Genomic DNA, 12,254 nt, shown 5'->3' with positions numbered 1-12,254 from the left:
AGACGTCTTTGTTCGCACCTTCAAGTTACTGCGAGAAAAGGTAATCTTCTTGGCTGCGAAGAAAATCAGGGGAGGCTTCATTGGTGTACAAAGGGGAGAGGGGAGCATTCATTTACAGACTCCTTAACTGTGAAGGGGTATCCATGAATGATGCGGCACAAACTAAGTAATTCGTACCGCCGAATTCACAGTCACAGGAAGGAAAAGGAAACTTCGTAGTAATGGACACTAAAAATCCTACAGAAATTTCTGCTCGATAAGGCGCAAGACAATTTCAATCAAGCTTTCACAGTCCGTTGATCTTCCCTCGGACAGCGCTCCATGGCGCAAGCACTTGAACCTTACACAGGATGAAGTGGCCAAACGGATGGGTGTCTCTCAGCCGGCATTTGCCCAGCAAGAGACCGTCTCAAAGCCTCGGAAGGCCACTCGCGAAAAAATAGCAGCGGCGTTTGGTATTACCGCTAATCAACTTGAGCTTTAGGCTGTGAAAGGGATCGACATGAAATTCTGCGGCATCGAAATCAAAGGCAGCGAAGCGATCATCGCCGTGGCCGCCCTCGACGGTCAGGCGTTGAATCACGTTGCGCTAACCACCAAGAAAATTGCCCTCGACGATGATGAGGAAGCTGCGAACGTCAAAGTCTTTGCCGCTCAGGTGGCGTCGTTTGTGCGCGAGAACTCCATTGACCGGATCGCGATCAAAAAGCGCAGCAAGAAAGGCGAATTCGCTGGTGGGCCGACCACGTTCAAGATCGAAGGAGTTTTTCAGTTGCTGGAGAATTGCGAGGTGATGCTGCTGTCGCCGCAGACCATCAATGCACAGAACAAGAAGTTTGATTTTGAACTGCCGACGACGCTGAACAAGTATCAGCATGAGGCTTACAAGGCTGCCTGTTCAGCTCTACTGAAGAAGTAACCCATCATTACAGACGACGAAGAAACAATGTGGGAGCGGGCTTGCCCGCGATAGCGGTGGGTCAGGCAATGCAGGTTTGACTGACAGGGCCCCATCGCGGGCAAGCCCGCTCCCACAGGGTTACTCGGCGTTGTCGAATCTGTATTCAGGCAAGCTCTCGATCATGCCTGGACGGTACGCCGATCCTCCCGCGGACACCGCGCAAACCGTGCCCGATAACTGCGGGTGAAATACGACGGCGATTCAAAGCCGCAGGCGATGCTCACTTCCAGCACACTCATGTCCGTCTGACGCAACAATTGCCGCGCCTTCTCCAGCCTTAACCGAAGGTAGAAATTGCTCGGCGTGTCGTTCAGGTGCAGGCGAAATAGTCGCTCTAGCTGCCGTCGCGTCACTTTGATCGATTCCGCCAGTTCCAGCGTGCTCAACGGCGGCTCACTGTGCTGCTCCATCTCCCCGATCACATGAACGAGCTTCTTGTTGCTGATGCCATACCGCGTGGCGACTTCCATGCGCTGGTGGTCTTTGCGCGGGCGGATGCGGCCGAGTACAAATTGTTCGCTGACCTGGATCGCCAGTTCCGGGCCGTGGGCCTGGCTGATGAGGTCGAGCATCAGGTCGATGGACGCGGTGCCGCCCGCAGAAGTGATGCGCCGCCGGTCGATCTCGAACAGCTCTTGAGTGACGCTGAGCTGTGGATAGGACTCCTTGAAGGCGTCGATGGCTTCCCAGTGCAGGGTCAGGCGATGGCCGTCGAGCAGGCCGGCTTCGGCGAGGACGAAGCTGCCGGTGTCGATGGCGCCGAGGGTGACGCCTTCGTTGTCCAGCCGGCGCAGCCAATGTTCGAGTGCCGGGGTTGCAAATTTCAGCGGTTCGAATCCGGCGACCACCAACAACGTCGCGCCTTTTTTCAGCGGTTCCAGCGCCGCGTCGGCGTTGACCGACATGCCGTTGCTGGCCAAGACCGCGCCGCCATCGGCACTCAACACATGCCAGCGATACAGTTCGCCGCGAAAGCGATTGGCGACCCGCAGCGGCTCGATTGCCGAGATGAAACCGATGGCCGAGAAACCCGGCATCAACAAGAAGTAGAAATCCTGGGACATGGAGCGCACTCGGTTGGCGGGTAGCGTGGAGACGTTGATACGCCAGTTGTCGATAGCATTCAAGAGGTCAGGTCGCTGCAGTGCAAGAGCTGGTCGCCGCTGTGCGCTTTCACGGGGGCTTAGCTGCGTAACTTGGCATCACCGGCGCACGAAGATGCCGGGCCCCACAATAATGACCTGCCGAGGAACCCGACATGAAACGACTGATCAGCAGCTGTGTTCTTGCACTCAGCGGTACCGCTTTCTTGAGCGCCAGTGTCATGGCCGCCGAACCCGCGTCGTGCCAGAACGTGCGCATGGGCGTAGTGAACTGGACCGACGTAATCGCCACCAGCGCCATGACCCAGGTACTGCTCGACGGCCTCGGCTACAACACCAAACAAACCAGCGCTTCCCAGCAAATCATCTTCGCCGGGATCCGCGACCAGCGCCTGGACGTGTTCCTGGGCTACTGGAACCCGCTGATGACCCAGACCATCACCCCGTTCGTCGATGCCAAGCAGGTCAAAGTGCTTGAAGCGCCAAGCCTCAAGGACGCCCGCGCCACACTCGCCGTACCGACTTACCTCGCCGACAAGGGCCTGAAAACCTTCGCCGACATCGCCAAGTTCGAGAAAGAACTGGGCGGCAAGATCTACGGCATCGAGCCAGGCTCGGGCGCCAATACCCAGATCAAGGAAATGATCGCCAAGAACCAGTTTGGTCTCGGCAAGTTCCAGTTGGTCGAGTCCAGTGAAGCCGGGATGCTCTCGGCGGTGACCCGCGCCACCAAACGCAATGAAGCCATTGTGTTCTTCGGCTGGGCTCCGCACCCGATGAACGTCAACGTGAAGATGACCTACCTCACCGGCAGCGAAGACGCCCTGGGCCCGAATGAAGGCATGGCCACGGTCTGGACCGTCACCTCGCCGAACTACGCGCAACAATGCCCGAACATCGGTCGTTTGCTGAGCAACCTCACCTACACCGCCGAAGACGAGAGCCGGATGATGCAGCCGCTGCTGGATCACAAGGACGCCTTCGAATCGGCCAAGCAATGGCTCAAGGATCACCCGCAAGACCAGCAACGCTGGCTTGAAGGGGTGACCACCTTCGACGGCAAACCGGCCGCTGAAAACCTGCAACTAACCAGTAAATAAACCCGATTGAACCACCGACTCGCAGCCCGACCGGGCTGCGAACGGAATCATCACGCCTGTAAGGAACCGCCTCATGAACCACGACGTCATCATCACCTGCGCACTCACCGGTGCTGGCGACACGACCAGCAAGAGCCCACACGTGCCGGTCACCCCGAAACAAATCGCCGCAGCCGCCGTGGAAGCCGCCAAGGCAGGCGCCACCGTGGTCCACTGCCACGTTCGCAACCCGGAAACCGGCAAGTTCAGCCGTGACGTGGCGCTGTACCGCGAAGTGATGGAGCGCATCCGCGAGGCCGACGTCGACATCATCGTCAACCTCACCGCCGGCATGGGCGGCGACCTGGAAATCGGCGCTGGCGAGAACCCGATGGAGTTCGGCCCGAACACCGATCTGGTCGGCCCGCTGACCCGCCTGGCCCACGTCGAAGAACTCTTGCCGGAAATCTGCACCCTCGATTGCGGCACCCTGAACTTCGGCGACGGCGACACCATTTACGTGTCCACCCCGGCCCAGCTGCGTGCTGGTGCCAAACGCATTCAAGAGCTGGGCGTGAAAGCCGAGCTGGAAATTTTCGACACTGGTCACCTGTGGTTCGCCAAACAGTTGATCAAGGAAGGCCTGCTTGACGACCCGCTGTTCCAGCTCTGCCTGGGCATCCCATGGGGCGCGCCGGCCGACACCACCACCATGAAAGCCATGGTCGACAACCTGCCCGCCAATGCGGTCTGGGCCGGGTTCGGCATCGGGCGCATGCAGATGCCGATGGCCGCGCAGGCAGTGCTGCTCGGCGGCAACGTGCGAGTCGGTCTGGAAGACAACATCTGGCTGGACAAAGGCGTACTGGCGACCAACGGCCAATTGGTCGAACGCGCCTCGGAAATCCTCAGCCGCCTTGGCGCTCGCGTCCTGACGCCGGCGGAAGGCCGGGCAAAAATGGGCCTGACCAAGCGCGGCTAAACCGAATCACCCTTTCCCCTTGTGGGAGCGAGCCTGCTCGCGATGGCGGTTTTCCTGCCGCAGATGATGCATGGATGTCCCGGCGTCATCGCGAGCAAGCTCGCTCCCACCGTTTTTTTGAGCCTAATTCAGGAAGTCGCCATGAGCTTTATCACCGAAATCAAAACCTTCGCCGCCCTGGGCAGCGGTGTCATCGGCAGCGGCTGGGTGTCCCGCGCCCTCGCCCATGGCCTCGATGTAGTGGCCTGGGACCCGGCGCCCGGCGCCGAAGCGGCCTTGCGCAAACGCGTCGCCAATGCCTGGGGCGCACTGGAGAAACAAGGTCTGGCACCCGGCGCCTCGCAGGATCGGTTGCGCTTTGTCGCGACGATTGAAGAATGTGTTCGCGATGCGGATTTCATTCAGGAAAGCGCCCCGGAACGCCTCGATCTCAAACTGGAACTGCACAGCAAAATCAGTGCGGCGGCCAAACCCAATGCATTGATCGGTTCCAGCACTTCGGGGTTGTTGCCGAGCGAATTTTACGAGAGCTCGACGCACCCGGAACGCTGCGTGGTCGGGCACCCGTTCAACCCGGTTTACCTGCTGCCATTAGTGGAAGTGGTCGGCGGCAAGAACACCGCTCCGGAAGCCGTTCAAGCCGCTATGAAAGTCTACGAATCCCTGGGCATGCGTCCGCTGCACGTGCGCAAGGAAGTGCCAGGCTTTATCGCCGACCGTTTGCTCGAAGCGCTGTGGCGTGAGGCGCTGCACCTGGTGAACGACGGTGTGGCGACGACCGGTGAAATCGACGATGCGATTCGCTTTGGCGCGGGTCTGCGCTGGTCGTTCATGGGCACCTTCCTGACCTACACCCTGGCGGGTGGCGATGCGGGCATGCGTCACTTCATGGCGCAATTCGGTCCGGCGCTGCAGTTGCCGTGGACGTACCTGCCGGCGCCGGAGCTGACCGACAAGTTGATCGATGACGTGGTGGATGGCACCAGTGATCAGTTGGGCAAGCACAGCATTTCGGCGCTGGAGCGCTATCGTGATGATTGCCTGCTGGCGGTGCTGGAAGCGGTGAAAACCACCAAAGAGAAGCATGGGATGGCCTTCAGCGAGTAATGCACCAACAGGACCGGCCCCATCGCGAGCAGGCTCGCTCCCACATTTGATTGCAGGTGTCTGATACAACCCGGTCACCTGTGGGAGCGAGCCTGCTCGCGATAGCGGCAGTCCAGTCACCACACATTCTGGATCCTTCATCATGCCCGCTCTAACCACCTACCAAACCAGAATCATCCCCGACTGGGTCGACTACAACGGCCACCTGCGCGACGCCTTCTACCTGCTGATTTTCAGCTACGCCACCGACGCATTGATGGATCGCCTGGGGATGGACAGCAACAACCGCGAAGCCAGCGGCAACTCGCTGTTCACCCTCGAACTGCACCTCAATTACCTGCACGAAGTGAAGCTGGACGCCGAAGTTGAAGTGCATACCCAGGTCATCGACCACGACAGTAAACGCCTGCACCTGTATCACAGCCTGCATCTGGCGGGCGATGACAAAGAGCTGGCGGGCAATGAGCAAATGCTGCTCCACGTCGACCTCGCCGGCCCGCGGTCGGCACCGTTCAGCGAAGACACCTTGAGCAAACTGCAAGCCATCGTCACCGAACAAGCCGATCTGCCCGCCCCCGCCTACATTGGTCGCGTGATCGCTTTACCCCCAGCAAAGTAGTCACCCCAGAATAAGGAGATCGCTATGAACACCGCCGCTGCTTTTGCCGACTTCCGTACGTATCCATTGATCAGCGCGCTGATGGGCGTGCAGGCCTTGGCGGATCGTGTTCTGGTGGAGTGGGCCGATGACCGTGTCAGTCCCTTCCATCATCAGTGGCTGCGGGACAACTGCCCGTGCCCGCTGTGCGTCTACACGGTGACCCGCGAGCAAGTGCTGGAAATCGTCGATGTTGCAGAAAACCTGATGCCCGCAGAGACAAGCGTCGATGTTGAAGGTTGTCTCTGCGTTCAGTGGCAGGACGGTCACTTCAGCCGCTTCGACCCGGGCTGGTTACGGGCCCACGCCTACGACGACGAGTCCCGCGCCGAACGCAGGGCCGGCAAGCCAAAATCCAGGCTCTGGAGCAGCGACTTGTCGTTGCCGGTGTTCGAATACCAGGCGTTGATGAACGACAACGACGCGTTGTTGCAGTGGCTTTTAGCTGTACGGGATATCGGCCTGACCCAGGTGCGTGGCGTGCCCACCGAACCCGGTTCGCTGAAGCTGATCGCCCAGCGGATTTCCTTCATCCGCGAGAGCAATTTCGGTGTGCTGTTCAACGTGCAATCCAAGGCCGATGCCGACAGCAATGCCTACACCGCCTTCAATCTGCCGTTGCACAGCGACCTGCCGACCCGGGAGCTGCAACCGGGGCTGCAATTCCTGCATTGCCTGGTCAATGACGCGGACGGGGGCGAGAGTATTTTCGTTGATGGCTTTGCCATTGCCGAAGCCTTGCGTCAGGAAGATCCCGAGTCATTCAAAAGCCTCTGCGAAATCCCCGTGGAGTTTCGCAATAAAGACCGTCACAGCGACTACCGCTGCCTCGCGCCGATCATCGCCCTGGATGCGTTGGGGCAGGTGTCGGAGATTCGCATGGCGAACTTTCTGCGGGGGCCGTTCGATGCGTCGGTGGAACAAATGCCCAAGCTGTATCGCGCTTACCGCCGCTTTATTGCGATGACCCGCGAGGCGCGGTTCAGGCTGATGCAAAGGCTCAATCCCGGCGAGTTGTGGTGCTTCGATAACCGCCGCACCCTCCACGCGCGCAATGCGTTTGATCCGGCCACTGGCGCCCGGCATTTCCAGGGTTGCTATGTCGACCGTGATGAATTGCTGTCGCGGATCCTCGTGTTGCAACGTTAAACCGCGTCATCGTTCTTCGCGAGCAGGCTCGCTCCCACAGTGGATTTGTGCACGATGCAGATCAAATGTGGGAGCGAGCCTGCTCGCGAATGCGTCCGCCCAAGCAACACACATTTCCCGGATTCACAGGCAAAAAAAACCCGATCAAGCCGTGACAGGATCGGGGCAGAGGTGGGTACTGTTGAGGAGCCGTTGCGCGAGGGTGACCAAACCTTCGTGAAGCCAGCTGAATCCAGTGTGCCCACTCCGCCCGTAGGCAAGTTAGCCGAAAACGACCTGTTCATAGGTATTGCGGCCATTGCGACAAATCGCCCTTGCCGCCACCTCCCGCCCCTACCAGAATCGAGCCACGACACCGTTCCCTGAAGAAGGATTGCGTCATGATGCACGCCGATTTGATTGACCAGGAAGACCTGCTGAACCAGTTGCGGGCCCTGGGTTTTGAGGTGGCCAGCGGCGCCACGCCCGAGCAGGCCTGTGAATGCGCGGTGCGCGGTTTGAGTCAGGAAAGGGCCAAGGCCCTGAAGGGTATGGTCGAGCAGATGTACACCAGCAGTGCGACCATTCTTCCGGATGTGCGCAAGGCGATCGACCAGCAATTGTTGCCGGCGCTGGTGCCATTCATCCAGAGCCGTAGCGCCTGATAGGTCCCCTTCGCGAGCAGGCTCGCTCCCACAGTGGTTTTGCGTTTACACAATTGGTGCATTGACACAGAACCTGTGGGAGCGAGCCTGCTCGCGATGAAGGCGCCTCGGTTTAAAGCCTTACGCTGGCGAAAGTCGATTCATTGCGCGCCTGACTCAGCGCCGACAACGGCCCGGACAACGGCGACAGCACCAGTGCTTGCGGCAGCGGCATCATCGCCACTTGCTGCGTGGTGTTGGAGCCTACGCGCTCGTCACGCGGCGGAATGCCGAAGTATTCGCGGTAGCATTTGGAGAAGTGCGGCGTGGATACGAAGCCACACACCGACGCCACTTCGATGATCGACATCGGCGTTTGCTTGAGCAACTGCCGGGCGCGGATCAAGCGCAGTTTCAGGTAGTAACGCGACGGCGAGCAGTGCAGGTACTTCTGGAACAACCGCTCCAGCTGACGACGCGACACAGCGACATACACCGCCAGTTCATCGAGGTCGATCGGCTCTTCCAGGTTGGCTTCCATCAGCGCCACGATTTCCTGCAATTTCGGCTGGTTGGTGCCAAGCATGTGCTTGAGCGGCACGCGCTGGTGATCCTGCTCGTTGCGGATGCGCTCGTAGACAAACATTTCCGAGATTGCGGCCGACAATTCGCGACCGTGATCGCGACTGATCAGGTGCAGCATCATGTCCAGTGGCGCGGTGCCGCCGGAGCTGGTGAAACGGTTACGGTCGAGGGTGAACAAGCGGGTGCTCATGGCCACACGCGGGAAGGCTTCCTGCATCGCGGCCAGGCATTCCCAATGCACGCTGCAGTCGAACCCATCCAGCAGACCGGCGCAGGCCAGGGCCCAACTGCCGGTGCAGACTGCGCCGAGGCGCTTGGACTGACGCGCCTGGCTTTGCAGCCATGACACGTGCTCACGGGTGACGGTGCGCTGGATGCCGATACCGCCGCAGACAATGATGGTGTCCATCGGGGGCGCTTTGTGCATGGAGGCGTCGGGGGTGATCTGCAGGCCATCACTGGCCCAGACCTGACCGCCATCGACGGTGAGCGTGGTCCAGCGATACAGCTCGCGGCCGGACAATTGGTTGGCCATGCGCAGGGGTTCCACTGCGGAGGCCAGAGAAATAAGCGTGAAATTGTCCAGCAGCAAAAAGCCGATGGATTGAGGCGCACGGTTCTGGGGTTGAGCCCCGGAGTTGAACGTCGTCATCGCGGTATCTCCTCACACAAAGCGGGTGATGGCCTCAGGCGGAGGCTCTTGTTATTGCCATCGTTCTCGCGTGGGAGACGGGCTTTGTAATGACAGAGCAATTGCCATGCCTAAAATTGAATGCGCGTTCAATAACTCCTGAAAACGACGTCGTGATGTGTCTAGATATGACACGCGCAGAGTGTGGGATTTAAGTGCCATCAATGGCAGCAAGCGCTCTGCCCCGTTGCGTGTGAGCAAATCGGTAGCACTTGTGGGAACAGGGCTGCGGCGGACTGAGGGAGAGTGTCACCGCAAGCACAGGTGATGGACGGTCGGGGCTGGTTTGGATCCTTTCCCTCGGGTCTGCGGCTTATCTGTAAGCGACGCGCCAAAACGTGGCGCGTCTTGAATCGGGTGTTCATTTAGCGCGCAGTTTTGACTGGTCTGGCGCTATCGCGAGCAGGCTCGCTCCCACACTTGATCCGCGTCGATCACAAATCCAATGTGGGAGCGAGCCTGCTCGCGAAAGGGGTCAACCCGGTCTCAGCACTCAACTGCACTAACCGCCAACCCACCCCGCGATGTTTCTTTATATTTGTCATGCATATCGGCACCGGTATCACGCATGGTGCGGATCACCCGATCCAGCGAGATAAAGTGCTGGCCATCGCCCCGCAGCGCCATCTGCGCCGCGTTGATCGCTTTCACTGCGGCAATCGCATTGCGCTCGATGCACGGCACCTGAACCAGCCCGCCCACCGGGTCGCAGGTCAGGCCCAGGTTGTGTTCCAGGCCTATTTCCGCCGCATTGCACAACTGCTCCGGCGTGGCGCCGAGGATTTCCGCCAACCCGGCCGCCGCCATCGCACAGGCCGAACCGACTTCACCCTGACAACCGACTTCCGCGCCGGAGATCGAAGCGTTTTTCTTGCACAGAATCCCCACCGCTGCCGCGCTGAGGAAATAGTCGACGACGTTAGCGTCGGTTACCGATTCGCTGAACTTCATGAAGTAGTGCAGCACCGCCGGAATGATCCCCGCCGCGCCATTGGTCGGCGCCGTGACCATGCGCCCGCCCGCGGCGTTTTCTTCGTTGACCGCCAGCGCGAACAGGTTGACCCATTCCATCGCGCTCAGCGTCGAGCCGATCACGTTGGGCTTGTTCAGCTCTTGCAGGCTGCGATGCAACCTGGCTGCTCGACGGCGTACGTTCAGGCCACCGGGCAGGATGCCTTCATGCTTGAGGCCTTGTTCGACGCAATCTTGCATGGCGCGCCAGAGTTTCATCAGGCCGGCACGGATTTCCTCTTCGCTGCGCCAGACCTTCTCGTTGGCCATCATCAATTCGGCCACGCGCAGGTTGTGCGTCTGGCACAGGCTGAGCAGTTCGACGGCGCTGGAGAAGTCATACGGCAACACCGTGCGATCCAGATCCACCACGCCGCTGGAGGCTTGTGCTTCATCGACGACAAAACCGCCGCCGATGGAATAGTAAGTATCGCGATGCAGCTCAGCGTCATCGCCCTCGGCGATCAGCGTCATGGCGTTGGGATGGAACGGCAGGTTCTCGTCGATCAGGCGCATGTCCCGGGCCCAGATGAACGGGACCGACAAACGACCGTCGAGCAACAGCGTGTGGGTTTCGCGCAAGGTGTTGATACGGATGCCGATTTGCGACGGATCGATCGCGTCCGGCCACTCGCCCATCAGGCCCATGATCACGGCGTTATCACTGCCGTGACCGATGCCGGTGGCCGACAGAGAACCATAAAGCTGAACTTCGACGCGTCGTACTTGCTCCAAAAGACCCTGCTCACGCAAACCTTGCACGAACAGCACCGCGGCGCGCATGGGCCCCACGGTGTGTGAACTGGAAGGGCCAATGCCGATTTTGAACAGGTCGAAAACGCTGATAGCCATTACTGCCGAACTCCTGGATGTGCCAACTCCAGACGCAAAAGCGCCCAGTGACGGAGCTGCTACGCTCAAGCTGCAATCCGTCGGGATGGCCGCATCATCAGGCTTTTACCGTGTCGTTCGACGTCTCACACCGACGCACTCATGCCCACCAACGCCGCGAGCCTTTGACGCTGCGTTTTCGCCGTTTTTTTGCGGTTCAGAGGAGTAAACGGGCCTGAAAAAAGCTGTAAACGACGTCACCGACACTGGATGCGACCATCCCTGTACTGGTTACGACGCACCCTGTAGGCGTCAGATTTTCACTGGTACATGATCGTATCGACTCGATTGCAAGGCGCCGTGGTAAAGCTGTCTCCAGAACGCCATCCAACCGCAACCTATAAGTGCGGTGGTCCAGTCGGAACACTGCCAAAAAAAACACCAAGGAGTCCATCCATGAAAGGTTCCCCGTCGTTGTTGTTGGCCGCCATGCTAAGTCTGCCGGTTCTGGCGCAAGCCGCAGAACCGGCTCAATGCAGCACCGTAAACTTCTCCGATGTCGGCTGGACTGACATTACCGTCACCACCGCCACCACCAGTGTCGTCCTCGATGCCCTGGGCTACAAAACCAAGACCACGATGATTTCCGTTCCAGTGACCTACAAATCCCTGGCCGACGGCAAGAACATGGACGTATTCCTGGGTAACTGGATGCCGACCATGGAAAACGACATCAAGGCCTACCGCGAAGCCGGCACCGTGGACACCCTGCGCGCCAACCTGGAAAACGCAAAATACACACTCGCCGTCCCCGAAGAGTTGTATAACAAGGGTCTGAAGGATTTCGCCGACATCGCCAAGTTCAAGAAAGAACTCGACGGCAAGATCTACGGCATCGAACCGGGTAACGACGGCAACCGTCTGATCCAGAGCATGATCGACAAGGACGCCTTCGGCTTGAAAGCAGCCGGCTTCAAGGTAGTCGAGTCCAGCGAGGCAGGCATGCTCTCGCAAGTCGATCGCGCCCAGCGCCGCAACACCGCCGTGGTGTTCCTGGGCTGGGAACCACACCCGATGAACACGCGTTTCAAGATGAAGTACCTGACCGGCGGCGACGAGTATTTCGGCCCGAACTTCGGCCAGGCGACCATCTACACCAACACCCGCAAGGGCTACGCACAGGAATGCAGCAACGTAGGACAGTTGCTGAAAAACCTGGTGTTCACCCTCGACATGGAAAGCACGCTGATGGGCAACGTCCTGGACGACAAAATGAAGCCTGACGCGGCCGCCAAGGCCTGGCTGAAAAAGAATCCACAGGTGCTCGATACCTGGCTCGCTGGCGTGACCACCATTGACGGTAAACCAGGCCTGGAGGCCGTGAAAGCCAAGCTCGCGCAGCCTTGAATTAGGAAGCATCGCTTACGCCGGGCGAGCCAGCTCGCCCGGGCTGTTTATTTCCTTGCATGCGGAC

11 protein-coding genes and 1 pseudogene are annotated in these 12,254 nt (G+C 59.4%); 9 read left to right on the top strand and 3 right to left on the bottom strand.

Annotated features, from left to right (window positions below):
- Positions 1–322: 322 nt before the first annotated feature.
- Both ACYZUD_RS26195 and ACYZUD_RS26190 read left to right on the top strand, forming a co-directional pair.
- Positions 323–484: pseudogene (locus ACYZUD_RS26195) on the top strand (helix-turn-helix domain-containing protein); the annotation flags it as partial.
- A gap of 18 nt (positions 485–502) precedes the next feature.
- Positions 503–919, top strand: coding sequence for a DUF3010 family protein (locus ACYZUD_RS26190; protein ID WP_462020803.1), 417 nt, complete (start codon positions 503–505; stop codon positions 917–919).
- Positions 920–1,080: 161 nt separating this feature from the next.
- Here ACYZUD_RS26190 and ACYZUD_RS26185 read toward each other — a convergent pair whose 3' ends face one another.
- Positions 1,081–2,025, bottom strand: a complete 945-nt coding sequence (locus ACYZUD_RS26185; RefSeq protein WP_462025119.1) for a GlxA family transcriptional regulator — start codon at positions 2,023–2,025, stop codon at positions 1,081–1,083.
- A gap of 194 nt (positions 2,026–2,219) precedes the next feature.
- Between ACYZUD_RS26185 and ACYZUD_RS26180 the strand changes: the two genes are divergently transcribed.
- The 6 genes from ACYZUD_RS26180 to ACYZUD_RS26155 all read left to right on the top strand — a co-directional run bounded on the left by ACYZUD_RS26180 (position 2,220) and on the right by ACYZUD_RS26155 (position 7,683).
- A complete protein-coding gene (locus tag ACYZUD_RS26180) occupies positions 2,220–3,164 on the top strand; it encodes a choline ABC transporter substrate-binding protein (protein ID WP_462020802.1) in 945 nt (314 codons plus the stop codon).
- 73 nt (positions 3,165–3,237) lie between these two features.
- Entirely contained in the window at positions 3,238–4,125 is an 888-nt protein-coding gene (locus tag ACYZUD_RS26175; RefSeq protein WP_017341199.1) for a 3-dehydrocarnitine:acetyl-CoA trimethylamine transferase CdhC, read from the top strand.
- Positions 4,126–4,266: 141 nt separating this feature from the next.
- Positions 4,267–5,232 carry an L-carnitine dehydrogenase gene (locus ACYZUD_RS26170; RefSeq protein ID WP_429511716.1) on the top strand — a complete coding sequence of 322 codons (966 nt, stop codon included), beginning with the start codon at positions 4,267–4,269 and terminating at the stop codon, positions 5,230–5,232.
- 142 nt (positions 5,233–5,374) lie between these two features.
- Entirely contained in the window at positions 5,375–5,851 is a 477-nt protein-coding gene (locus ACYZUD_RS26165; protein ID WP_462020801.1) for a thioesterase family protein, read from the top strand.
- A 24-nt stretch (positions 5,852–5,875) separates the two neighbouring features.
- Complete coding sequence (locus tag ACYZUD_RS26160; protein ID WP_462020800.1) at positions 5,876–7,039, top strand: gamma-butyrobetaine dioxygenase; 1,164 nt, start codon at positions 5,876–5,878, stop codon at positions 7,037–7,039.
- A gap of 380 nt (positions 7,040–7,419) precedes the next feature.
- Complete coding sequence (locus ACYZUD_RS26155; RefSeq protein ID WP_462020799.1) at positions 7,420–7,683, top strand: hypothetical protein; 264 nt, start codon at positions 7,420–7,422, stop codon at positions 7,681–7,683.
- Between the two features lie 112 nt (positions 7,684–7,795).
- On the opposite strand, the gene gbdR is transcribed toward ACYZUD_RS26155, so the two are convergent.
- Both gbdR and ACYZUD_RS26145 read right to left on the bottom strand, forming a co-directional pair.
- Entirely contained in the window at positions 7,796–8,899 is a 1,104-nt protein-coding gene (gbdR, locus tag ACYZUD_RS26150; RefSeq protein WP_123368585.1) for a choline metabolism transcriptional regulator GbdR, read from the bottom strand.
- A gap of 525 nt (positions 8,900–9,424) precedes the next feature.
- On the bottom strand, positions 9,425–10,801 hold the full coding sequence (locus ACYZUD_RS26145; RefSeq protein WP_462020798.1) for an L-serine ammonia-lyase: 1,377 nt from the start codon (positions 10,799–10,801) through the stop codon (positions 9,425–9,427).
- Between the two features lie 435 nt (positions 10,802–11,236).
- Here ACYZUD_RS26145 and ACYZUD_RS26140 point away from each other — a divergent pair, with 435 nt between their 5' ends.
- Positions 11,237–12,187, top strand: coding sequence for a choline ABC transporter substrate-binding protein (locus tag ACYZUD_RS26140; RefSeq protein WP_462020797.1), 951 nt, complete (start codon positions 11,237–11,239; stop codon positions 12,185–12,187).
- Positions 12,188–12,254 lie beyond the last annotated feature (67 nt).

This window comes from Pseudomonas sp. XS1P51, from assembly GCF_054897845.1.
The sequence above is the reverse complement of the archived record's forward strand: the minus strand, read 5'-3'. Positions and strand labels throughout refer to the sequence as shown.